Annotated in this window: 24 protein-coding genes; 13 read left to right on the top strand and 11 right to left on the bottom strand. The window is 47.2% G+C overall.

The features are described 5' to 3' along the window. Nucleotides 1-29: 29 nt before the first annotated feature. From mltG to DDZ15_RS07510, 7 genes are all read right to left on the bottom strand, one after another. A complete protein-coding gene (mltG, locus tag DDZ15_RS07540) occupies nt 30-1103 on the bottom strand; it encodes an endolytic transglycosylase MltG (RefSeq protein ID WP_242978932.1) in 1074 nt (357 codons plus the stop codon). Between the two features lie 350 nt (nt 1104-1453). After that, nucleotides 1454-2848 carry a BamA/TamA family outer membrane protein gene (locus DDZ15_RS07535; RefSeq protein ID WP_109646455.1) on the bottom strand — a complete coding sequence of 465 codons (1395 nt, stop codon included), beginning with the start codon at nt 2846-2848 and terminating at the stop codon, nt 1454-1456. Nucleotides 2849-2879: 31 nt separating this feature from the next. Next, nucleotides 2880-5027, bottom strand: a complete 2148-nt coding sequence (locus DDZ15_RS07530) for a PP2C family protein-serine/threonine phosphatase (RefSeq protein WP_109646454.1) — start codon at nt 5025-5027, stop codon at nt 2880-2882. Nucleotides 5028-5034: 7 nt separating this feature from the next. Continuing rightward, entirely contained in the window at nt 5035-6063 is a 1029-nt protein-coding gene (locus DDZ15_RS07525) for a DUF4097 family beta strand repeat-containing protein (RefSeq protein ID WP_109646453.1), read from the bottom strand. An 80-nt stretch (nt 6064-6143) separates the two neighbouring features. Next, nucleotides 6144-6686 carry an HD domain-containing protein gene (locus DDZ15_RS07520; RefSeq protein WP_109646452.1) on the bottom strand — a complete coding sequence of 181 codons (543 nt, stop codon included), beginning with the start codon at nt 6684-6686 and terminating at the stop codon, nt 6144-6146. A gap of 5 nt (nt 6687-6691) precedes the next feature. Then, nucleotides 6692-7036 carry a TM2 domain-containing protein gene (locus DDZ15_RS07515; RefSeq protein ID WP_109646451.1) on the bottom strand — a complete coding sequence of 115 codons (345 nt, stop codon included), beginning with the start codon at nt 7034-7036 and terminating at the stop codon, nt 6692-6694. After that, on the bottom strand, nt 7023-7349 hold the full coding sequence (locus tag DDZ15_RS07510; RefSeq protein ID WP_109646450.1) for a DUF2752 domain-containing protein: 327 nt from the start codon (nt 7347-7349) through the stop codon (nt 7023-7025). Before DDZ15_RS07510 ends, DDZ15_RS07515 begins: the two co-directional genes overlap by 14 nt. A gap of 49 nt (nt 7350-7398) precedes the next feature. Between DDZ15_RS07510 and DDZ15_RS07505 the strand changes: the two genes are divergently transcribed. The 8 genes from DDZ15_RS07505 (at nt 7399) to DDZ15_RS07470 (ending at nt 13337) form a co-directional block, all read left to right on the top strand. After that, complete coding sequence (locus DDZ15_RS07505; RefSeq protein ID WP_109646449.1) at nt 7399-9426, top strand: TonB-dependent receptor family protein; 2028 nt, start codon at nt 7399-7401, stop codon at nt 9424-9426. 154 nt (nt 9427-9580) lie between these two features. Beyond that, nucleotides 9581-10165, top strand: coding sequence for a hypothetical protein (locus DDZ15_RS07500; protein WP_109646448.1), 585 nt, complete (start codon nt 9581-9583; stop codon nt 10163-10165). A gap of 124 nt (nt 10166-10289) precedes the next feature. After that, nucleotides 10290-10502 carry a cold-shock protein gene (locus DDZ15_RS07495; protein ID WP_109646447.1) on the top strand — a complete coding sequence of 71 codons (213 nt, stop codon included), beginning with the start codon at nt 10290-10292 and terminating at the stop codon, nt 10500-10502. Between the two features lie 54 nt (nt 10503-10556). Beyond that, nucleotides 10557-10883, top strand: a complete 327-nt coding sequence (locus DDZ15_RS07490) for a hypothetical protein (RefSeq protein WP_109646446.1) — start codon at nt 10557-10559, stop codon at nt 10881-10883. A gap of 1 nt (nt 10884) precedes the next feature. Beyond that, entirely contained in the window at nt 10885-11508 is a 624-nt protein-coding gene (locus DDZ15_RS07485) for an acyloxyacyl hydrolase (protein WP_109646445.1), read from the top strand. Between the two features lie 93 nt (nt 11509-11601). After that, nucleotides 11602-12174: a peptide-methionine (R)-S-oxide reductase MsrB gene (gene msrB, locus DDZ15_RS07480; RefSeq protein ID WP_242978930.1), complete on the top strand. Its 573-nt coding sequence runs from the start codon at nt 11602-11604 to the stop codon at nt 12172-12174. 45 nt (nt 12175-12219) lie between these two features. Next, nucleotides 12220-12690 (top strand): DoxX family membrane protein, encoded by a 471-nt coding sequence (locus DDZ15_RS07475; RefSeq protein ID WP_109646444.1) that lies wholly within the window; start codon nt 12220-12222, stop codon nt 12688-12690. A 65-nt stretch (nt 12691-12755) separates the two neighbouring features. Next, nucleotides 12756-13337 (top strand): PH domain-containing protein, encoded by a 582-nt coding sequence (locus tag DDZ15_RS07470; protein WP_242978927.1) that lies wholly within the window; start codon nt 12756-12758, stop codon nt 13335-13337. 83 nt (nt 13338-13420) lie between these two features. Here the strand turns inward: DDZ15_RS07470 and DDZ15_RS07465 are convergent, their stop codons facing one another. Next, nucleotides 13421-14938, bottom strand: coding sequence for a sodium-dependent transporter (locus tag DDZ15_RS07465; RefSeq protein ID WP_242978925.1), 1518 nt, complete (start codon nt 14936-14938; stop codon nt 13421-13423). Nucleotides 14939-15218: 280 nt separating this feature from the next. Between DDZ15_RS07465 and DDZ15_RS07460 the strand changes: the two genes are divergently transcribed. From DDZ15_RS07460 to DDZ15_RS07440, 5 genes are all read left to right on the top strand, one after another. Next, nucleotides 15219-18254 (top strand): glycosyltransferase family 117 protein, encoded by a 3036-nt coding sequence (locus DDZ15_RS07460; protein WP_109646443.1) that lies wholly within the window; start codon nt 15219-15221, stop codon nt 18252-18254. 86 nt (nt 18255-18340) lie between these two features. After that, nucleotides 18341-18808: a hypothetical protein gene (locus tag DDZ15_RS07455; RefSeq protein WP_109646442.1), complete on the top strand. Its 468-nt coding sequence runs from the start codon at nt 18341-18343 to the stop codon at nt 18806-18808. Then, entirely contained in the window at nt 18789-19259 is a 471-nt protein-coding gene (gene ybeY, locus DDZ15_RS07450) for an rRNA maturation RNase YbeY (RefSeq protein WP_242978923.1), read from the top strand. Before DDZ15_RS07455 ends, ybeY begins: the two co-directional genes overlap by 20 nt. After that, nucleotides 19256-20617 (top strand): toprim domain-containing protein, encoded by a 1362-nt coding sequence (locus DDZ15_RS07445; protein ID WP_109646441.1) that lies wholly within the window; start codon nt 19256-19258, stop codon nt 20615-20617. The genes ybeY and DDZ15_RS07445 overlap by 4 nt, the downstream gene beginning before the upstream one ends. An 8-nt stretch (nt 20618-20625) precedes the next feature. Then, nucleotides 20626-21753: a DUF445 domain-containing protein gene (locus tag DDZ15_RS07440; protein WP_109646440.1), complete on the top strand. Its 1128-nt coding sequence runs from the start codon at nt 20626-20628 to the stop codon at nt 21751-21753. A gap of 410 nt (nt 21754-22163) precedes the next feature. Here the strand turns inward: DDZ15_RS07440 and speE are convergent, their stop codons facing one another. From speE to speD, 3 genes are all read right to left on the bottom strand, one after another. Then, nucleotides 22164-23015 (bottom strand): polyamine aminopropyltransferase, encoded by an 852-nt coding sequence (speE, locus tag DDZ15_RS07435; RefSeq protein ID WP_109646439.1) that lies wholly within the window; start codon nt 23013-23015, stop codon nt 22164-22166. Nucleotides 23016-23297: 282 nt separating this feature from the next. Next, complete coding sequence (locus DDZ15_RS07430) at nt 23298-23774, bottom strand: pyruvoyl-dependent arginine decarboxylase (RefSeq protein ID WP_199222904.1); 477 nt, start codon at nt 23772-23774, stop codon at nt 23298-23300. A gap of 218 nt (nt 23775-23992) precedes the next feature. Then, entirely contained in the window at nt 23993-24397 is a 405-nt protein-coding gene (speD, locus tag DDZ15_RS07425) for an adenosylmethionine decarboxylase (RefSeq protein WP_109646438.1), read from the bottom strand. Nucleotides 24398-24401 lie beyond the last annotated feature (4 nt).

The raw sequence follows: 24401 nt of genomic DNA, 5'->3' as shown, positions 1-24401 counted from the left end.
GCTACACCTCAACGGCGAGAAATTGTTGTCTAATCAGACTGAGACTGAGCCGACTCTTCCCTCTCTCTCTGATCCCGAATTCTATACTGCTCGCGGATCCATCTTCGCCACTCGTCGCTTGCCCTTCGGTGTTCTTCAAATGTTCTGGAAAACCTGTGCGACCCATCAGGACTGGCTACCATATAATAGTAATTGTGTTCTTCTGGGAAGAGAACGGCACCTATCGACGATTCATCAGGGTTGGTAATCGGTCCCGGTGGGAGGCCTCTGAAAAGGTATGTATTGTATGGATGCTGGTACTGATAATCTTCAAACAGAAGACGCCTTCTCTCACCCAGCGCATAGAGCACGGTCGGGTCAGCCTGAAGCGGCATGCCCCTTCGCAGGCGGTTCAGATAAAGCCCTGCAATTTTTGGTTTCTCATCCCGGATCTTGGCTTCAAGCTCCACAATCGATGCCAGCGTTACTACTTCCTGAAGCGTGTATTCGCTGTTTTCCAGTTCCTCTTCATATTTTGAGGCAATTGTCCGCTCAAATTCATCTGCTACTTTTCGTATTACATCCTCGGCACTGCTTGTCCAGTACACCTGGTATGTATTCGGCAGCATGCGCGAAAAGAGTTCTTCCCCTGTAAGGCCCAGGTCGGAGGCAACAGATGATGAATCGGTTAACAGAAGCCTGAAATCAAGGCTGTCTGCCAGAAGGACCTGCCCCAGCTGCCTGGAGAACCGCTCCGGATCCGTACCCGGAAGGATGGTCACTTGCGTCGGGTCCTGAATTCCCCTTGCAAGTTTCGAGAGAAAATCCGGATAGGATGCAGTTTCATCAAGAATGTAAAATCCCGGCCTGAAAAATCTCCATCCGTGGATGCGCCCCGCCCAATACAGCTCTTCCTCGTCAAACCGTACACCCAGGCTGTCCAGCTTTTCGCTCAGCTCCGGCAGACCAATGCGGGAATTGATTTTAACCTCACTCAATCCTTCAGAAGAAAATGCATCGGGCTTATAAAGCCTGTAGTTTCTGTAACCCGACACAACAATGGCCGTCAGCACAAAAAGTATGAGCAGGATGATGGTTTCTTTTTTTGAAAACGCTGATTTCAAAATAACAGGTTCAGTTGCAGTTCCGGGATTTTGTCAAATTAGACCCTTATTTAAAGATTATTAAAAAGGACAGTCCGCAATCGATTTTGTAACCATACGGCCGATGATTGCAGACCTGAGACAAAATGATGTTGATCAAAGAGATAAATATAACGTTTTCCTGCCTTCCCTCGTACCCTCTCTGTTTATCCGCCGGGTCTGTTTTTTTTAACACCCTTTAACGTATCTATTTTTATGGCTGGCAACATTTTCCGGGGAAAATAGTTATTTTATTAGATGAATTTTGGTTACCGCAAGGTACCAAATGCCCTAAAGACAGCCTCAGACTTTGAACGGTCTGAGGCTTTTGTTTAAAAGGTAGGATTGAAACGGATCCAAAGGGCGGGCGACTTGTCAAATGTTTTCAGCGGCCAGGCAACTTCTACGCGGAATGCACCGCTTCCGATACCGGCTCCTGCGTCATGCTGCATATCTCCGATAGAAAACTCATCAAAACCGGAGAATGCGCCGGATGAATCAAATAGATCAGGAATTTCACGCACCCAGCCGGAATCCAGAAACAGCAGAAAATGGATGTTATAATCTCTCATCCACTCTCCCGACCTGCCGGATGGCTGTCCGAACTTAACTTCAAGGTTACTCGCAATCATCTGATTACCGGAAAAGAATTTATACGGTGTGCCCCGCAGGGTACCGATGCCGCCAAGAAAGAAATTTTTAAAGTCAGGTGCATTTCCTGTTATCCCGCCCGCCTGAACACGCCATCTTAAAACCGACCCGGGTTCAAAATTGTAGTACATTCTCAGAGTGGTCTCATATTTATTGTACCGGTAGGCTTCATCACTTGCACCGTTGTCTGCAAGTTCTGCCCTGAAGAGCGCAGATACCGTAAGGTAGTTTGTCAAAAGCAGGTTGCGAGGGTTAAAAGCGGCTGAGAAGCTGTATCTGTCGAGGTCCACCTCGTTTGAGAATGCGTCAACCGGGCGATTGGGTTTATACGAACTGGATCGACCGAACATCGTGTAGCCTGTATTCTGCTCGAGAGACGTAAATGTATCGCGATTGTATGAAAACGCTGCCTCAAACCACCTGTCGGTTCTAAATACGGAGTATAGCCCGAAGCCGTCCATATTGTGGTAGTCCATAAAATCATATCCCGCAAAAAAGGCTGTAAGCGAGTTCTCAATCAAACCGGTTCGCAGATAATCTTCCGTACCGGTAGCGTTATACACTTCACCGCCAACCATGAAGTGTCTCTTTTCTCCAATTAATTTCTCTACGCCAAGGGCATATTCCCACTCCTTGGATGCAGTCCCTATTCCAATAAACCCATGCGGCTGAATCTGCGGAATATTAAAAAAGCTGTTGTATCTGTGCCACTGCATACGCTCTTTTCGCAACCCGAAAAACAGTCCGTTTACGCGGTTATAGTGAATCATGGAAAGGTTTGGATACTGACTGTAGAGTGCGTTGCTGTAGTACGGCCCTGCCTCCAGATTGCCGCCCAGATCAAACCCTCGCAAAGAGAGCCGCTTCACGGCGCGGGTTGTTTTCTCCGCCGTGTCGTCCGTATCGATTGTGTCGGCCTCAGAGGTGTCGCGTTCAAGGCCGAAAAAATCCTCGAGCGGCCGGGTGAAGATCGGATCCCTTTTGAAAGGATCTTCTTCATTCGACTGCTGTGCCGCCAGCGTAAGCGGGCTCAGAACAATAAAGAGAAATGTCAGGATCAGATTTCGTTTACTCATGTGTAATCTCTACGAAACAGGATTTTCAATGTTACAAACACTTTTGAACTTTTAATACCATCATGGTGATATCATCGTGGGGTGAGTGTCCTCCGGACCACGATTCAGCCCTTTGTTTGAGTTGGGTTACTATATCTCCCGCACTGTACCCATTGGAGCTTTGAAGAACCTCCTCCACCCTCTCAATACCCAGCATTTCACGGTCGGCATTGAACAGCTCCGGCAGGCCATCACTCATCATCAGAAGCACATCCCCTTTTTCCACCTTCAGATCTTCCATTTTGTATGGAAATTTTGCCTTTCCCCCAAGCGGAAGCCCTTTGAGGGTTATACGGTTTACCGTCTGTGTTTTGCTGTTGTAGTGCAGTATGGGCGGCATTCCGGCAACCGCAATCTCCAGCTTATTTTTTTTGCAGTGCACCAGAATTAAACCCATATACATCAGTTTCATGTTCAGATTTTTCAACCCGGCCGACATGCGTTTCAGCATGGTTAGGGTATCGGTTTCGTGAACCAAACTGTGAAAATAGCTCTTGGCGGCTGCCACCATAATACCTGCTTTCATCCCGTGGCCTGTGGCATCTCCCAGCGCAAGTACCACCGATCCGTCCTGGTCAACGCTGTAATCGTAATAATCTCCGCCAACCTCAGTGGCCGTCTGCATAAATACGGCAAGATCAAAGTTTTCTGTTTCGGGCATCTTTTTGGGCAGCATAGACAGCTGAAGAGCACGCGCTTCTTCCAGTTCATTGGATTTTCGTTCGTTTTCTGCTTCCAGAAGGCGTTTCTCAATTTCGCGCTCCTTGCTGATCTTCTCCTGCTTAAGCGCCCTCTGCGACATCTGGCGAAGCTCAAGAAGCTTGTTCTCAAGTTTTTTCTGCGTAGCGGCAAATTCCCTTGACAAATAGATTGACATCGAAAAAATCAAGGCACCTGAGGCTCCCATATTTACAAAGGAGACACTGCCATCTATCACCTCAAAGTTGATCAGAATGCTGACAATCAATCCCAAAACGAAAATCAGCACACCGCTTCCCAGGATCCAGACCCCGCTCTTTCTCCGGTAGAGAATCATGAAAAGAGAGCGAAGAATTTCTATCAGCAGAAGAAATATGGTGATATCCCTTAAAAAAATCAGTGTACCGGGAAAAATGGCTATGAGTGCCGTAACAGCCAGCCCGGCCAGCAGAACGATGTTGGAATAGAACCCGGAAGACTCAGGATCGAGGCTGTGAGTGAAACGCGCGGCTAAAACAAGAACCATAACCTCCGCCATCATCATAATTCGATAGTACTCCATCACATCTATTGTAAAGCGGCTCATTTCTATGCGATAGAGCAGGTATGAAACAAGAACAATACCGAGCACAAAGAGTGAAAAATAGAGGTTCCTCTTTTCTACGGGGTAGAAGAAAAAGATGAGGAAATGGATCAGGGAAAAGGCCAGTAATATTCCGATATAGAATAAATTGCTGCCGGTCCAGAAAATGGCAAAGTTGTAGGTTCCGGACCGATGGTGCTCCCAGTCGCCCAGCAGGAACCTGAACCCGCTGTTTCCAAGCAGTTCATTTGTCTGCTCATAATCCGGATTGATAAACCGTACGGCTATGGTTTGAAGTGAGTCTCCTGAAAAGACGATGACCGGCGGCTCACCTGAGCTGTAGGTTTCGACCTCTTCCGGGTAGATTGAAAACTCTCCAAGCTCAAGGATTTTTTCCCCGTTCAGATAGACCTCGGACGCCCCCAGATGGCGATCCACAATCAGGGCAACCGGTTTGCCTCTCAGCTCCGGTTCCACCATGAGGTCTTTCCGAAACCACCCGATACCGTCCCACTCCAGAAAAGAGAGGTCTGCCGATGTCAGATTGGTGGAAATAATGTCCCACCCTGAATCATCATAGCCGGCAGCAGCCCAGGCACGATTGTCGCCCGCCATGAACTTCCACTGATCCCTGATGTAGATAATGCGGTCGTCGTCGGTGAGCTGTTCATTTGTTACGATTTCGGTCTCCAGTTCATCCAAACCGAAAAACAGGGAATCCGACAAATCCTGCTCAAGGGATATCGGAAAATCCTGATCCGCAGATATGGACAGGGTATCCTGAGCTTCAGCACTATCGGCCTCTGCGCCGGTCTGAACTGTGAACGCCAGTAGTATGATTAATAACTTTGAAACCAATCGTCTTTTACTCTGATTCAGTTACCTTAACATTTCCGGATACGGAGGATAGTTTTACGGGCAGTTCTCCACCCCGAATCATCATGTACCTTGACATCATTTCCGATTTTTCCTCCGAGGCGTAACTTCGGATGGAAGAAAAATCAAAATTCATCCCCCTGGCAGAAATTGTGTAACCTAACCCGGTGGGAAGCGCCAAATCAATATTCCCATTCACTGTTTCAAGACTGACTCCAACTTTAATCTTCTCAAAAGACGAATCAATATTACCCGAAACGGTTGCAGCTATCAGTGTTCCCCTGGTATTACTGGCTTTCAGGCTGCCCGATTCGGACCGTAGCCTGAGTTCTCCTTCGCTGCTTATCGCAGATATATCACCGGTAACGCTTTTCGCAAAAATGCTTCCCCTGCACTGGTTGAGCGCCAGATTTCCGGTCGTGGAAGCTACCTTCAGCTCACCGTCCGAATCAGAAACAGTGATATCCCCGACATGATTTTGAATATAGAGTTTCCCTTTCACACCGTCGATATTTATGGGCCCGTTCATCGTTCTTACGTTTATCTGTCCCCTTTCAGGTACCTGAATCTGAAATGAGAACTGATTATTATCACCTGCCCTAACTCTGGAACCCGTATCCTTGTTTTCAACAGTCGCGATCACCTCATTATTGATTCGTTCAATAATGATCCTGTAGTTCTCAAGGCTCTGCGCACCTCTCCAGAAAGAAAACTCCCGCTTTACATAGAGGTCTACCTGCACACCCCCAAGCGATGAATTTTCAGCTACTTCAACCGACCCGTTCGGCGTATAGACGGTGAGGTTCAGGTTGTCTTCGATACTGAAAAACCTGGACATATAGGGTTCATCCTGATCGTGCGATTCAGTCAGCTTGGCATGCTCAGTGTGATAGGTCTTGGCCAGAACCGTCTGAGCCGACAGTTTGCCGGCTGTAAACAGGGATGAAGTGATGAAAAGGACGGGCAGCAGGCCGGGCAGCAACGCCCTGCGGGATATGGCTGAATGTCTGTTTTTCATGAATAATCTGTTGATAAACGTTTATATGCCTTTTAAACCGGCATAGTAGCTGTTACGCTGAACCCCCGATAAGGTTGCAGTCAAAGCTCCCGAAACACATTTATCAGAAACTGTATATGATCGCTCAATTCGGATTTGATCAATTCAGCACCTTTTTTGATATCATCACGGGGCACGTTTTCGGCGAAACGCTTATCCTTCAGTTTCTTTTTTACAGATTTGACCTTCATATCAGAAAACCCATTGGGACGCATCAATGCAACGGCATTCATGAAACCCGAAAGTTCATCACAAGCGAAAAGATACCGCTCAATTTCGGTTTCCGGGTAGCGGCCTGTCCGCTCCGGCGCATGCGCCCTTATAGCATCCAGAATGATGTCGGGGTACCCGCGTTCAGCCAGTATTTCATCCGTAGCCTTATTGGGGTGTTCGTCCGGATACTTCTCCCAGTCCAGATCATGAAGCAAGCCTGCGGTCCACCATACATCCGTTTCGGAGGCGTCTTTTCCCAGTTCCCTGGCATAGGCTTCCATCGCCATGGCTACCATCCGGGAGTGGTGACGCAGATTTTCAGACTCAATCCATTCATTCAGCAACTCTTCAGAGGTTTGTCTGTCAATCATCGGTGTCAGAGATTCAATTCTTGAACAATATCCAGTGCTACATTGCGATTGTACTCAAACGCAAAATTCTTATAGTTGATCATATCCACGATCGTACCTACAACACAGAGTCCTGCAGTGAATACATAAAGAATTCCCATACCGATCTGGCCTGCCATAAACCGATGGATGCCCGCTATTCCAAAAAGGCCGATAAGTGCCAAGAAGAGCATTAAAATGGGGTCTTTACGCCTTGCACGGTATATTTTAGCAAACGTCTCCCTGCTGTCTGAGTGCATTTGTTCCATAAGTTCCCGGATATACAGGGCCTCTTCCCCCTCCAGCTCGGGCAGGTATTCAAATATTTTCATGGTACTCCTTATTGTTATTCATTTTACTGTTCCTGTTAAAAATACTTCCAATACGTATCGTAAGGATAATTATAGCTGGAATTCCAGCCGGGTGAAGCTGAAAGGATCTGACAAAATCGCCTCTCATCGCACTCGACATGGATCTGCCTATGCCCTCTCCGGGACAATGTTCAACTCCTGTCCACTCAATCAGGCAAAAGCCTGCTGCCGAGTCTGGATCGATGGTCACTACCGCGATCAGCATCCCCGCCAGTGCAATCCACTCAAAATGTAAAAAGAAGATATGTCCAAACGATTCTTTAAATTTCACCATTACGTAATCACCTGCTTATACCCTAACAGTTTAAAGATTCCGACTCACTATGAAAAATGGTTTCAGACAATCACTTGTTCAGCTCTCAGCCGCGCTCGCTTTTCTTACAATTCTTTGTGTGCCACACTTTGTGTACGCACAGGTAGTTGCAGAAGATTCACTCAGGGTTGAGCTTGACGAAATAAAAGTAGAGGCTGCCTACTCCTCCATCAGCGTTTCTGAGGCCCCGCTCTCTTTAAGTTACTACATCAGGGGCGGCCATGAGTTGGCATCGCGTCCGGCAGAAACGATGGATGAGCTTGCCTTCACTTTGCCGGGTGTTTTTATCAGCAACCGCGAAAATTATGCCCTGGGCGAACGTATGACAATCCGCGGACTGGGATGGAGGTCCCAGTTTGGGGTACGGGGGGTGCAGGTGCTTCTTGATGATATGCCGTTAACGGTGGCTGATGGCCAAACTATCATGAACATGGCAGATCCATCGGTTGTTAAACGAATTGAGCTTCTCCGCGGGCCGTCTTCCACATTCTGGGGTAATTCAAGCGGCGGAGTACTCTATCTCTCCACAAAACCGCAGGCGGATGCTCCCTTGTTTCAGTATCGTTCCTATGGTGGATCTCACTATACACTGAAACAGGATCTTCAGCTGAATGCAGCCACCAATTCTAACCGCCTTTTTGGATATGCAACTTACTTTGAAACCGAAGGTTACAGAAATCACAGCGCTGCACGAATGTTTCGCGCAAGCCTGGGTAACGACTATTTTATTTCACCTATCAGTACACTAAGTTTCAGGGTTGCCTATGCCGGAATGCCCAAAGCGCAAAGTCCCGGGTCACTGACCAAGGAGGATGCGGAGAACTCGCCCACAACTGCCCGCCAGAATTTTGTTGAGAGTTCAGCTGGCAAGGAGTTCGATCAGCTGATGGCATCCGCCAGCTGGCTTAAAAGCTTCAGTTCGGGGCTCCTCGATATCACATTGCACGGAACCTACCGTGACGTCAGCAACCCTCTGCCCTTCGGAGTGATAAGCCTTGACCGCCGTGCAGGCGGTTTAAGAACCTCATATGAGTTTCAGGACCTTGCATTTGACCTGCATGCAGGAGCAGAGCTGAAATTTCAGGATGATGACCGACTGGAAACAAGCCCGGCCGGGGCGGTTGAAGTTGACCAAAATGAAATTGTACTCAACCAAGCTCTATTTTTCAGAGCCGGAATTCCCATTTTAGATCAGTTCAGGGTTTCTGCAGGATTGCGGTTCGATAGGCTCACATTTCGCGCGGATCGCACACTTGAAGCAGAACTGGAAGGCGACCGCTCATTTCTGGCACTTAATCCGAGTATCGGATTATCATTCCTGTTTCAGGGAGGACAGATATTTGCCAATTTCAGCACCGCGTTTGAGAGTCCGACAACTGTCGAGCTCGTGAATCGTCCCAACGGCAGTGGCGGTTTCAATCAAAACCTGGATCCTGAACGCACGGTCAGCATTGAAAACGGTATCAGAGGCCAAACGAACGCGTTCAGCTATGACCTTACATTTTTTGGAATGCGCGTTAATGACCTGATTGTGCCTTTTCAGCTTGCAGACGACGGACCAACCTATTTTAGAAATGAAGGCAGCACCCTTCACTATGGCCTTGAATCTGCTGTTTACTATCAACCTTCCCGTCATATTTCAGCCAGGGTAATGGTTAATTTACTGGAAGCGCAGTTCAACGAAGGCCAATTCGACGGTAATGACGTACCGGGTGTTGCCAATTTCCGTTTCGGAGCAAGTCTCACCGTCAGACCCGGTAATCATGCATTCAGCCTTGACAACGAATGGGTTGGCAGATACAGCGTGAACAGTGCAAACAGCGCCACGAACGATCCTTACAGCCTTTTTCATTTAAGATGGTCGTACAGCGCCGATGGAGTGTCAGATACATTCTCTTTCTCTCCCTTTATTTCAGTGAACAACCTGTTTGACAAGCGCTATAACGGTTCGGTTGCGGTTAACGCCTTCGGAGGCAGGTTTTATGAACCCGGCAGCGACCGCAGTTTTTCAATCGGAATACAGTTAAACCTGCTTTAAGAACAATACAATCAATAAACAGATTCTAATCTGCAGGAGGGGTTCCTGAGAAAAATTTAAACCACACTTAGCTTTTTTTGTAACAACTTACTTCTGACCTCTTCTTTATTTGGTAAGCAGGGTAAATTCAAGGGTAATCTAATGTGTGGTAGTCATGTTAAAACATATTTCTCTCATTTTGGTGGTACTGGTTTCCTACTTTATGTGGGACCAGAGACCCGTTAAACACGGTCCCGGCGTAATCGCTCCCGACCGTCCATCTGTCGTTCAGGTGGTTCGTCACAATGGTATAGAGATGCAGCATTACACGCTGAAGCCAAGTTATAAAATTGAGGCTACATCCCGTGTATTGTCGCAGCGAACATACTGGCTTGACGAGAAAAACCAGCTTGCGCCTTTCGATTTTGTATTGGGATGGGGCGACATGTCGGATGAACGAATCCTGAGCCAGGTGCAAACTCCGATTAATGAACGCGACTTCAAAGTAGAAGTCATTCGTCCTCCCCTTACCTTAAACGAGATCAGACAGCAGATTCTTTTTATGCATGCCGTTCCGGCCAATGAAGAGATAAAAAACAAGCTGGCTGAAATTCGCGAGGGGCACCTTGTCACAATCAGCGGATATATCGTAGACATTAATGATCGTGCCGACCTGTTCTGGAAGTCATCTTTTTCCAAACAAAACAAGAGGTTAGATCACAATCAGATTGTTTACATAGATCAGGTTGATGTACTATGAGGCCAGTTTTTCAATGTTTATTGCTTAAAAGGTCCGAACAAAGTATTTTAGCCCACGATGGTGATGATTCATTCATGGATCAAGCTGTTATAACTATCAATGGGAACTAAGTTGGGATTGACATATGGAAACTCGAGAAGTTGGAACTGTAAAATGGTTTCACAATGGTAAAGGGTACGGTTTTATCACAAGAGATGGTGGTGAAGACGTATTTGTTCACTACTCAGAAATTCAATCTGATGGATTTCGAAAACTGACGGAAGGTCAGAAAGTGGAGTTCACTATTGCAGAAGGTGATAAAGGACTTCAGGCTAAGGAAGTCATTGAAATTCAATAATCCTGTAAAGGCACCCCCGGTGCCTTTTCTTTTTCCCGCTCTCCCCTCTCTCCTATGCATTGGCTAAAACAATCGGCAGTTGATATCCTGGCCACCCTGGTCATTGCATTCGTTGTCTTTTTTGAGTCAGACTATCATCTGGAATATATCGTCTTTATATATACCGGCCTGATGGCCCTGGCCCGTACGTTTACACTCTTAAGCTCTAACTTCAGAGCCATTACCAAAAAAAAGGTCTCTGATGCTCCGGTTTGGGTGTATCATCTGCTGCACTTCCTGAATATCGCATTTCTGATAACCGGACAGTTTTACGTAACGGCAGCCTTCTGGGTTTACATATGGGCTGTTGCCTGGTACGTGCACTCAAAGAATCAAAATTAGTGTGATTTTGAAGTGTGCTGTTCATTTTTGCTGCCTGATTATCATTACATTTCTTTTTTCGGTTAAAACAAGCGCACAAACTCAGGAAGGTCAGAGTTCGCCGGAAGAGCTGTTCCGGCCTGCTTTCGGTATAACCGGAAATTATTCGCCCAACTCCTTCAAAGCCTGGGGTAAAGTGCGAAATACTCGTCAGTCTCAGATCATGCTATCCTACCAGCACACAAAAGTGACCCTGGGAAAGGTGCCGGTACGTATCTCAACCGACCTGATTGTGTCGAGCTGGATCCGCTATCCAATTGACGGAGCAAACGGGCCAAGAGAGAATGTGTTCGGACTGGGGTTAATCCCAGCCAATTTTGATATTCCGCTCTCAAAAAAAACCAGCGGCCTATTTTTAACTGCTTCAGCCGGCTTTCTGGTGTTCGACAGGGTATTTCCCACAGTTACCGGTACAAGGTTTAATTATATGCTGGCTGCTGGAATAGGTTATCGGTATCAGGCAGGCGAGAACATGGCGCTTCAAGGCGGCTACAAGCTGAAGCATCTTTCGAATGGCAATACGGGAGAAACAAATCCCGGCATTGATTCACAGAATATTTTTGTCGGAATCCTGTTTACACTATAGCACTGCATTGACGCTTCTGGTTGTTTTTCATTTGTAACAGTTCAAGAATGATAATCAGATTGGTTTGGTTATACCTGTAAACATAACAATCCTATGAAAACGATACTTACAACACTGATTTTTGGATTACTGACAGCATGTGCAGCCAATGAAGCTGAAACTCCCGATATTCCCGCTTCTGAAGCAGCATTTGAGACTCAGGATCAGCACAGTCATCTGGATCATTTAACCTACGAAATTGCTATGGCAGATACGTCGAACGATAAAAAAGTGACGCGAACCGAAGAAGAGTGGAGAGAACTTCTCACATCAGAGGAGTTCAGGATACTTAGAAAAAAAGGCACCGAAATTCCCTGGGCCAATAAATACAACAGCCACTACGAGGAGGGCGTATATGTATGCAAAGCATGCGGACAGCCGCTTTTCCATTCGGAGACGAAGTATAACAGCCGGAGCGGTTGGCCCAGCTTTTATGCACCTATCCGGGAAGAGGCAGTGGGTGAAAAAGAGGATAACAGCTTTTTCATGACACGGACGGAAACAATCTGCAGCCGCTGCGAATCCCACCTGGGGCATGTTTTTGAAGACGGACCAGAACCCACAGGCCTGCGATACTGCATGAACTCCGCTGCACTGAAATTCATACCGAAAGAAGAGTCGGAATAAACAACCGGACGCAATGATGGGAAGTTATTTTAACGCTTCAGGGCAATGAAGCTTTTTGCCTTTCTGGATCCGCTTATTACAAACTGGATGGCCCGGTACGGCATTCGCTTTCTTCGTTATAGTATCGGGATACTCTATATCTGGTTCGGTGCGCTCAAATTCTTTCCCGGACTGAGCCCCGCAGAGCAGCTGGCAGTTTCAACGATTGAAGTCCTCACCTTTGGAACGGTGCCATCCGGTGCAGCCCTTATTGCACTGGCTGTATTTGAAGTATTCATCGGGCTTTTAATGCTCTACGGACGGCAGCTCAGGCTCACCATTCTTCTCCTATTGTTCCAGATGGCGGGCACACTTAGTCCGATTGTCCTTTTCCCGGATATCGTATTTACCCGGATACCATTCGGCCTTACCATTGAAGGGCAGTACATTTTTAAAAACTTCATCATTATCAGCTCTGCAATCGTGATTGGGGCAACCGTTCGGGGTGGCAGGCTCATACCCGATCCAGGTTCCTGAACATATTATCACCCGATTTTGTATACTTTTCGTGTACAAATCCGGAATTCAAAAAAACAGAGGGTATGATGGAAAAGGGTTCTCAAACTTCACGACAACGCGCACAACTGCTTCATGAGGCAAAATTTGATGAGCGGCTCAAAACCTACGTATTGCTCTCTGCTGCAATTGTGATGCTGGCTACGGTTGTTGGGATTATTCTGATCCCGTTTTGGCTCATATTGGGTAGAATTTACGTAAACCGCTATTTTGAGAACCTGGAATGCAAGCTTACCACCCGGTCTCTACATTTTAAAAAAGGTTTATGGTTTACAACCGAGAAAACCATACCCCTCGACAAAATTCAGGACCTTACCTTTAAGGAAGGCCCCATACTGCGTTATCTGGGCTTGAGCAGAATCATGATTGAAACAGCCGGAAATGCCGCCCAGGGCGTCACGGATATGTCTCTGATAGGAATTATCTCTGCCAGGGAATTTCGCGAAATGGTGCTGGACCAGCGGGATGAGATTACGGATAAAGACAGCCGCGCACTCGCGGCGGCGGGATCTTCCTCATCGTTTCCGCAGTCGAATGCACCCGACGAAATGGTCAGCCTTCTAAGGGAGATGAACGAGACGCTGAAAAGAATAGAGTCCAAAACCTAGGAATCCCTTCTTTCTCCTGACAGCCATACCGGTAACTGTGCGGACGCATATGATCGCTACCAAGTGCCTTCACTCCCCGGAAATCAATTCAGAATTGTTTTCTGAGCGATTCTGCGGTTGTAAATTTTAAAGAGAACAACCACAATACCCCACTGAACGAGTACCGTAGCAACCGAAAACGGGCTTAACGGATTATACCAGGTATCGGGAGCAAAACTGGTGGCACTCAGATAAATCCACCATGCCAGAAGCGTGATTACCTGTACGGGCACCACATATTTGATGATAAAAACCCACCACCGGCCAAGTTTGAACCGGCTCTCCTCGTTGTTGACCAGCGTATTTCTGAATTTGTCGGCACCAAACTGAATAACGGCAAAAGAGATAAGTCCGCCCGATGCCATCAGGCCTACGCCCCACACAAAATCCTGATTGGCAAAGAAATCGAGTGAAACCGCAGATGGAAGACCAAACATAAAACCGGCCGTGCATACAGCTATGGTCGCTTTTTTTCTGGTTATTCCCATATCAACAAAAACTTTTGTGGCAAGCTCAATCATGGAAATAAGAGAACTGAAGGCCGCAAACGTGAGTCCCAAAAAGAATAGAATGGCAAAGATTTTACCGCCAGCCATTTCCTGAAATAGCTGTGGCATCCACATAAAGGTCAGCCCCGTTGAAGCAGGGCCCGAATCGCGCATCACATCCAGAATCTGCCCATCGCTCATATTCATGCCCCCAAGTGTACCAAACACCGTGGAGAAAATGATAACCGCCGCCATCAGCGACACCATATTGTTCCCGATTCCTGTCTGAAATGCGCTGATCGCAATATCATCCTTTTTGCGCATGTACGCACCATAGGTGAGGATCAAACCCCAGGCGGCACCTGTATCCCATGCGTTTTGTGTCAAAGCTTCGAGCCACAGACCGGGTTCCTTCAGCGTTGCCCAGTCGGGTGTAAAAAGATAGACAATGCCCGCTGAGCTACCGGGAAGGGTGAGCGCTTTAATGAGTGAAATAACAAGCACCAGCAGAAGCGATGGAATCAAAATCAGATTGATTCGTTCAATGCTTTTTACGCCTTTTATGATTATCAGTCCGCCGCAGGTAATCATGATCAGGTGAAAAACGGATGGAAGCATCGATCCCTGGAATCCTTCCCACACCATGTTCGCCTGTTCGACGTTCTCCGGCAGTGTTGAAAAAACAGATTCGATAAGGTAGTAGAGACACCAGCCGGCAACCACACTGTAGTAAAACATAATGGCTGTGGCAACAAAGCCGATAAACGAGCCCATCCAGGCAAACTTTTCACTGGTCATTTTAATGAACGACCCGATAACACCTTTTCGGCCGTTCCTGCCGATACCGTACTCCGCTATAATGAGCGGTATCGACCAGATAAAAAGAAAAGTAACCCAGGCGATTAAAAAGGCTCCTGCGCCCGTTTCTCCGCCATTCTCTGCCGCTATTCTGGGAAATCTCCAGATATTGCCGGTACCAACCGCAATACCCAGCACACTTAATATGAGTCCCCATTTGGTACTGAAGCGTTCAGTACTTGTTACTTTATCCGGCATGTCAATTTTTTTTACCACTGTCTTACTGAGTTTTGTTCAGGCTGTTGATAACCATTTTTCACTTTACAGGCAAGGCTGAATTTATCTAATTGCCGCTATTTGATGGATTTTAACCGTTTCTCAATGCAGTTCGGGCCTGTTTTAATTGTGTAATCATAGGGTGAATCGGTATCTTGGCGACTTATGGTGAATTTCAAAAAATATTCACCGATTTATACTCGTTAGGGGCTCTGACAGTGGTAAATGCCGGTATGGAGCCTGATACCGTGAATCTGAAACGAAACTGCAACATTTTTACATGGATTTAACCTCAGTATTCGCACAGCATAAATCGCGAAATATCTTTTTTGCTCTTCTCAGTTTTGCATATGCTTTTATTATTTATGCGTTCACCGTTGCACCAACCACATCGTTCTGGGATCCGGCTGAATATATTGCTGTAGCCCATACGCTGCAGGTTGCACACCCTCCAGGGTCCCCATTCTTTGCTCTTGTAGGCCGTGTCGTTTCCATGTTTGTTCCCTCCGAATATGTTGCTTTAAGCATCAATATGATCAGCGTTACAGCGTCTGCATTTGCCGTGATGCTTCTCTATCTCATCATTGTGCGCCTGATTCAGGAGTGGCGGGGAAGCGCTGATGAAATGGACATCATGGATCTTATCGGAATGTACTCGGGCGGACTTATTGCAGCATGCATGTTCACCGTTACACATACACAGTGGTTCAACGCCGTAGAAGCCGAAATGTATGCATCATCCATGTTCTTTACCGCCCTGGTCGTCTGGATGACCCTGAGATGGTCGGCCAATCACGATGAACCCTATTCCGAGCGCTGGCTGGTACTGATTGCATACCTGTTCGGCATCGGTATCGGTGTCCACCTGCTGAACCTGCTGGCCATTTTCTTCATTGCACTCATTATCTATTTTAAGAAATACGAATTCTCCCTTTCATCCTTTCTGGCGATGGGCGGGATCTCCGTGGCGGCCTTTCTTTCCATCTACCCGGTCACCATTATTCTGATCCCGGACATGGCGGGACGGATCGGGAATATCACCTATGGGCTTATTGGTCCTGTCACCTTTGTTATGCTGATTGTGCTGGCTGTTTTATTCGGGGTTTACTACACCCAGAAAAAGGGCATGAGAATAGCCAACATTGTGATGCTTTGCTATATGATGATTGTTATCGGGTACTCAAGCTACGCGCTGGTACTGATCCGTTCGCAGGCATCCCCCCCTATCGATCAGAACGACCCGTCTACCACCGAATCTTTTGTAAGCTACCTCAGCCGCGATCAGTACGGACAGTCGCCGCTCTTCCAGGGGAATTCCTACAATAACCGAACCGGTTCCATCGACCGTACTACAGAAGTTCTTTTCCCCCGGCGTCACTCCGCCCAACCAAATCATTTGGATTACTACTCAAGATTCAGCTCTGATCTGGATTATTTTCTGACGTATCAGATCAATCACATGTATCTGCGGTATCTGAACTGGAATTTCATCGGCCGGGATGCGGATATTCAGGACACCGGATGGTACGCCGGATTCGGGGATACAAGGCATGCAGATAATCCGGCCAATACCCCCTACTATTTTCTGCCTTTTTTACTGGGATTGTTTGGACTCATCTACCATTTCAGAAAAGACTGGCCGAGGGCAACCGCCGTTACCGCTCTATTCATCCTGACCGGCCTTGCAATCGTGATTTATCTGAATCAGACTCCATTTGAGCCCAGGGAGAGGGATTATGCGTATGTAGGATCCTTTTTTGCATTCTCTATCTGGGTTGGAATCGGAATAACGGCCATCATCGATTACCTGAAGAAGTTCTCCGGAAAAAATGTACCCTCGGCTTATGCCACCAGTCTGCTCCTGTTCCTTGCGGTTCCATTCTGGATGGCCGTGCAGAACTGGCCTGCCCACGACCGCAGCAATAATTATGTGCCGCGCGACTACGCTTACAACCTGCTGATGTCGCTCGAGGAAAACGCTATTGTATTCACAAACGGGGATAACGATACATTTCCTCTCTGGTACATACAGGAGGTAGAGGGGATCAGGACGGACGTGCGCGTGGTTAATCTGAGTCTACTGAATACAGACTGGTACATTAAACAGCTGCGGGATCAAAGTACGCATGAGGCGCTGCCCGTCGCAATCGACCTTACGGATGATGAGATCGAAACCATGACCTCGTCCCTGGAACTGCATGAACCCGGAGACATTGTAGTGCCCGTCGATAAAGAGCTGCTTCGGTCCGTATTTGAAGCAACACCCGATCAGCTTGAAGACTCAACGAGTACGTTCTACACCACTCTGAGCTCTGAAGGCAATCTGGATATGAATGAGATGACATACAACCAGCTTCGGATGGCCACTCCCTACTCCATGCCCGTAGATTCTCTCGACAATGAAGTGCGCTTTTACCTGGAAGGACGGTTTGCAGGACGCGACAGCCAGGGCAATCCCAGGTATTACCTGCAGACACAGGATAAGATGATCCTCCATCTATTGGAGAACAACATGTGGATCAGGCCGATCTACTTTGCAAATACCGTTTCACGTTCGGGGCAGGTTGGCCTTGAAGATTACTTTCAGTTTGAGGGCAAAACATTCCGCGTCGTTCCCAAAAAACGGCAAACAGGACCTTTCGGCTATGTGGATCCCGATATTCACGCAGAGCGGATGAGTAAATTTGAGTTCAATGAGTGGAATAATCCGGATGTCTACTTTGACGAAAATGTGCGGCGGATGCTCGGAAACTATCGTTACGGTTTTACCCAGCTGGCTGATGCCTACATGCAAGAAGGCAATACAGAACAGGCAGCCTACTGGTTAAGGTTTGGCGAAGACAATATTCCATTCAGAAAAATTGAGCATGACTGGACCGTTGCCGTACTGTATGCATATCGATATATGAAAGTTAATGAAACAGAACGGGCCGTGGATCTGGCCGATTTCATTGCTGCTGAGCTGATGGAAGATCTGCGCTGGGACATGAATGACCTGAACGGGCTGGAAGACAGAATCGGTTCCCTGGAAGAGGATCTCAGGGAAGCGCGTCAATCAGCAAAAATGCAGCAGGCTCAGGCCATCACCTCTCAGATAAACAATTTGAGAAATCGCGTTCAGGAGAAAATTTCGGATCTCAGCTTCAACGTAAGCCGTATTACCATACTCCAAAATGTCTATTTTGAGCTGGATGAAACCGATTTGGCCGGATTACTGGGCGCCGAAGTGGATATTATCACAAACGGACGCCTTGCACTGCCCGACAGCATTGAGCAAAGCCGCGAACAGATTTTGAGGTTCGGGATTGATCTGTAAGAAAGCGGATTTAAAGTTATGACTGCAGATTGTATATTTAGAAACGGATTTTATTTGCTTTGCAACTGATTTGAATGCCATCTACTATGATTCACGAATTTACAAAAGAAAATATTCAGGCTATCGGCAATGTACTGGGGGTAACTCCAAAACCATTCGGAACCGATGTTTTTCGTTTTGAGGTTTCCAATGAAGATGCGGGTACGAAGCTGGCTCTCGAAATTCACCTGGGACTCGAACTCGAAGGAAAGCGCATGAACCTGGTCTCCGTCTATTCAGGAACAACCTTCCTTCAATTGCATAATTGTACAGCATTTATCGCAAGCGACCTTCTGAAACAGGTTACTTTTTTCGGTAAACAAGGTGAAATTACTACCGGATTGATTGTAGAACAAAGTGCCGGTTGCAGTATGTATGCCAATGTTAACGAGTCCATACTGACGGGTGATTTCACCAAGCTGCCTGAAGATGTGATGATGTGCGGCGTGGCGCTCTCACTAACGGAATCTGCTGATCTGGACGACTTTTCATTTGATGATGAAAACCTTTCCTGACACCGCAGATCTGTTTCCGGATGAGCCTTTCACCATGCATAATCAGTCCGGAATTAAGATACCGGTTGGCGAGTCTTCTTTCAGGAACCTTATGCAAATCGTGGAGACGCATGAAAAGATTCGGTTCCGTAGCATAGAACTTGTCTATGTGGATGAGAAGGAAATTCTGAGAATCAACAGGGAATACCTGGATCACGATTATATTACAGATATAATCACTTTCAGCTACGACGAAAGCTCTGAAAACCTTGAGGGAACAATCTTTTGCTGCGCCCCAAGGATCCTGGAGCAAAGCATTGAATTCGGTACGGATACAGCCGATGAATTTCTCAGGGTTTTTGTGCACGGGCTCATTCACCTCGCAGGGTACAATGATAAGACGGATGCCGAAAAATCGACTATGACGAGGCTTGAAAACCGTTATCTGGAACTTCTTGAAAACGACTCGTGAGTAATTCCATCTATACCCTTCTGATTGTAGAATCGCCTGTTATGGCGCGGCTTATTCAGAATGTGGCACCTTCCTCCGTCTTTGTACTATCAACCGGCGGATACTGCTGGAAACCGGAATATGATCCGGACAGGAATCGTCTGAATGCAGTGGCCAATCCGGACCAGGCAGTTTTCCGAAAAGAGCTTAAAGAGCAGTCGAAGTGGGCCGGTAATATTGTGGTGGCAACCGATACGGATCCCTCCGGCGACTTTATTGCCTGGAGCCTGTCGCGTTTTTTAAAATCTTCGCTTCTCAAGAGAGGAAAAATTCGTCATATCAGCAAAGCCGGTATCATTCAAATGCTCAGTGAAACCACAGAATTAAATGCATCGCATCTGGAGGAGAGGCTCAAAAACCGCCATATGATACGGACGCTGTGGCACCGTGCATCGTCACTGCCGGAACCCGACATGGCGGCTGTGGCAGCGGCATTCAGCGGCAAGCTCCCGTATCAGACATTTGCCGATGAAAACGGATATACCTTCAAAAGTACACATGCCGTATATGCTTCCCCGGATGAATGGTTTCCGGTATCTCCCGATCCGGCTCTTGATGAATTCAGGAACTACAGGCCTCTCTCCACTTTTGATATTATAGAGTATGCCGTTCAGCACGGGGTTTCAGACACCTATACTGAGGCTGAACAGCTTCTGTTCAGCCTTTTCCAGCACAGGCTGCATCTGTGCAATGAATCGCTTATCAGCTATCCCAGAACCGATGCCAATGCGTTCTATTCTGAAACCTGGGAGGGTTTGCACACCCGGTTTTTACAAACAGGAGCCGATACCGTGTTCAAGCCCGGTTTTCTGCGTGAAACTGCCGATCCCAATATCCCCCACGAAAGTGTACATCCGCTCAGATTGGATTTAACACCTGATAGAGTAAAAGGTGAACTGGATACCAAAACCGGAGAGCTTTACCGGCTGATTTACCACTACACTCTTCGTTCGCTGTCGATGCCCGAACCCCTTGACCAACCTCTGACCAACGACCTTATGGGCGATGCCTGCTTTTATACCGCCGAAAAAAGGGACAAATCAGAAACAGAGTCCCTCAGGCCTGTCTGCACGGTATCCGATTTCGGAAAAAGAGTGAATAAGCTCGGCTTTATTACTCCCTCCGTATTTGGGACCCGCATCAACGAGTGGATTGACAAAGAGTACATCACCGTTGAAAACCGGCTTGTATTGCCGGGAAGAAAGGTTCTTCCCATGATGAAACGTTCTGAGTACTATCTGCAGCTGCTGCTTGAGTTAAAGAGTGCAAGCAGAGAGAATCTGGAGCCTGAAACCGTGAAGCGCATTCTTACGTCTTAACAGAGCATATGGATGAAGATAAAACCAAAACGGAAAAAGATGTTTCCCCGGCAGCGGGCGAAAGCGGGATAGGCAGGCTAAGCCGCCTGATCTCATCTGCCATTGATGATCGCGCAGACGAAAATGAAGAGACCAAACCGTTCATACCTCCGCCCTCTCAGCCCAAACTGAAGATACTGACCTATCTGAAACCGCTGCCCTGGATTCTGTGTGCATTCTTTGGCTTCTCATTTCTGTGGGATTTTGAAGGGTACTCCCTGTCATTGTTCAGATGGACTTTTCCGCTTGAAGGCATCATCAGAATTGTCAGCGTGAGCGGACTGATCGGGTACCTCACAAACTGGATTGCGATTACAATGCTCTTCCGTCCCCTGAGTAAAAGGCCGCTGCTGGGACAGGGCCTGATACCTGCCCAAAAAGAGCGCATTGCCTACCGGCTATCCCTGGCCGTTTCGGAAGACCTCATAAACCCTGATATCATCAAGAAGAAAATTGAGTCTTCCGATGCCGTCAGGAAATACCGAAGGAAAGCGGCCATCGACCTGCGGAAGATTTTCCGCCAGACGGAATTCAGAGAAGAGGTAAAAGAGTGGGTCGTGGACTACATCAGTTTTTTCCTTGAAAACGAATCGGTCAAAAAACAAATCAGTTTTGAAATCGCAGACGAAATAGAACAGCGCCTGGAAAAGAATCCGATTGAACGAACAGCAGTAAAAACCTATACCCTTCTGAAAGGCAAACAGCTGCATGAACTCATTGAATCAACGCTGGATGAAATCCCTTTTTCAGTAAGGCGAAAAATCGGTTTTGTGGATGAGTTGCTCGATGAACTGCCGGGTGTAATCAGTGAGAGCAGTGAAGAACTGGATGATGCCATCACGGCCATCCTGTTTAACCTTGTAAACCGGTTTGATGTACAACAGATTGTAGAAGAGAACCTGAGCCGGTACGATGAAATGAAGCTGGAGAGAATGATCATGAACGCAACCAATGAGCAGCTCAAAACCATACAGTACCTGGGAGCACTGCTGGGCACCATCGGCGGACTGGTAATCTGGCAGCCGGTTCTTAGTTTGATTGTACTTGGAACAGCAGGTATCAGCGTGTACACAGCCGACAGAATGCTGTATCAATAAATTTTATTGGATATACAATTTATTTCATTGCGCTGCATTGTTTTATGATATTCTATATAAGAAGATTTTTAAAGGCATTTCCAAGCCTAAATTATTTAGGTGACAACTAATACTGACCAAAATGGACTGCGTTCCGGCTTTATAAAAACGCATTAACATCCGGCTTCCAAGCCATTGAATTCATTAACTCTGCTTTTATATGAATGGCGGATTTCAAACCGCAGGCAGGCCGCACCGGCATGTAAAAGTGAGCAGATTATCCGATGTATGCGGATATGCGTCAAAAAGATGAATTGGTTCCTTTTTTCAGGGTATGAAGAGCATAGTTTTGGGGCTCCGGCCAAAGACCTCCAATCCAAAAATCCGGGCCTCCATGGCTGACCTCTCTCCCGATTTTGGACAGCCTTTTTCTATCTACTGATAATCTCTTTCACGAAATTGGGAAGCGCAAAAGCACCCCGGTGAACCGCCGCATTGTAGTACCTGAGTGTAGAAATAATTCCGGTTGCAGCCTCCGCCCTATCGTGGGCTGCACGGCCAAGCGGATCTTCCTTTTTGGAGGCACAGGCCATAGACCACATCCCGGCCGGGTAGAGTGGGATATAGGCCAGGTACATGCCCGATAAAGGGAAAAGATCATCAACAGCGTGATACACCTTTTTCATGCTTGGATGATAGGATTCCACCCAGGGACTTTCCGTCTGAGCCGTGAGTACACCGTTTTCGCTCAGGGCATCAAAGCAGTAGGAATAAAACTCCTTTTCAAAAAGTCCCTCCGCAGGACCTACAGGATCTGATCCATCGATGATGATCACATCATAGCTCTCCCTGGTGTTTTTGACAAATTCGATGCCATCCTCGTAAAGTACGTTGAGCCTGGGGTTGGCAAAGTCGCCCACACCGGGAAAGCAGCGCTTTGATGCATCAACAACCGTCTTGTCGATCTCTACCATGTCAACCCGCTCTACTGAGCCGTGTTTCATCACTTCCCGCGCCGTGCCTCCGTCTCCTCCGCCAATAATCAGCACATTTTTTGGCTCCGGATGCGTAAACATGGCAACGTGACTGATCATCTCATGATACACAAATTCGTCGCGCTCACTCAGCATTACCATACCATCGATCGTCATAAGGTTGCCCCAGGTGTCGGTTTCATAGACTTCCACCAGCTGATACTCCGACTGCTCAGAAAAAAGAAGCTTCTTCAGCCCTACCGTCAGGCCGGTCCGTTCATTGTAGTATTCGTTGTATTGTAAAGGCATGGTAATTCAGTGTGTCAGTGTTCAGTGTGTCAGGGCTACAGTGTACAGTATGTCACTGCCAGCAGTGTGTAGGGGATATAATGTGCGGGGTACTTATTGATAGTAAAAGTTCATCAGAGTTCTCAAATCACTACTCTCCAATCAGAGGTCATCAGGGTTCAGGCCACGAGCTGAACGCAGCAGGCTACACTAAGTATTAAAGTGTTAAGATGTATAATATAATGCACTTGCGTAGTGAATGCTTTTCACTTCTGCCTTCTGCCTTCTCACTACTCACCCCTTCTACAAATACCAAAGTACGGCCGCGGCGAAAACGGATCCGCAACGCTCCACTTTGTGCTCAATGCCAAGGGATTTCACCTCCCGCAGCTTTCGGTTGCGATAATCAAAACCATCAACCACCATCTGACGAACAATTTCCTCCACATTGGATAGCGGTGCGTGATCTTCAAATTCCATAATAACACCGGGCTCTCTGTCATCTTCCGGGATACCCACGGCGACGGCACAGGAGATTAGCTGACCCGGCATGGTGCCGTCGATACTCGCATAGGCCAGGGGAATGAGCCCGCCTTTCGGCAGTACAACTTCACCAATATCAACCTGTCGGGCTGCGGGAGGCAGTATACTGCTCATACGCATAAGATTTGTATCGCCGACACCTGCATTGAGCAGAGCCAGATCAAAAGCATTAAGCCTGGTGCGGCCTTCGGCAGCACCCCGTACAAGAGCATAGCAGTTTGGCGTATTTACCATCATAGTGGATAGATCCTTTTTCCTGAATTTCGTGTGTTATTGATTAAATTTTTGAAATGGATGCAAGAAGAGAGCCTGAAAAGCTGATTTGCCTGAAAGCGTGCTGTAATGAAGAGATCCGTTTCGGGCTCCGAAGAAGCTGAATGCAGGGGAAAATATTCTCACTGATTCAATTCTTACGGCCGCAATTCAATTCTCCAAACTTTTCGATGCATCGGGTATCAGTTCGATTGAAGCTCCTGGCTGGGCTTGAAGAGGAGCTTTTGACCTCTGGGCACTTTAAATAAACCTCTTTTCATCTCCATGCTGGAGACATTTTGCGATTCGAAATACTCCTTCAACTTCTCCTGAATGGTCCAGGGCTCAATGGTGTCTCCGCAGGTAAAAATATCGACGGCTGCATAATTATATTCGGGCCATGTGTGAATAGCTACGTGTGATTCCGCAATCACTACAACGCCGCTCACACCGTAGGGGCTGAACTTGTGAAAATTGTGGGAAATGATTGTAGCATTGGATGCTTCAGTTGCCGTGATTAATGAATTTTCGATGTAGGCTACGTCATTGATCTTGGCCTGATCGCAATCGTAAAACTCTACCAAAATTTGTTTTCCAAGTGCTTCCATTATG

Origin of the sequence: Rhodohalobacter mucosus (genome assembly GCF_003150675.1) — a bacterium.
GTDB lineage: Bacteria > Bacteroidota > Rhodothermia > Balneolales > Balneolaceae > Rhodohalobacter > Rhodohalobacter mucosus.
The sequence above is the reverse complement of the archived record's forward strand: the minus strand, read 5'-3'. Positions and strand labels throughout refer to the sequence as shown.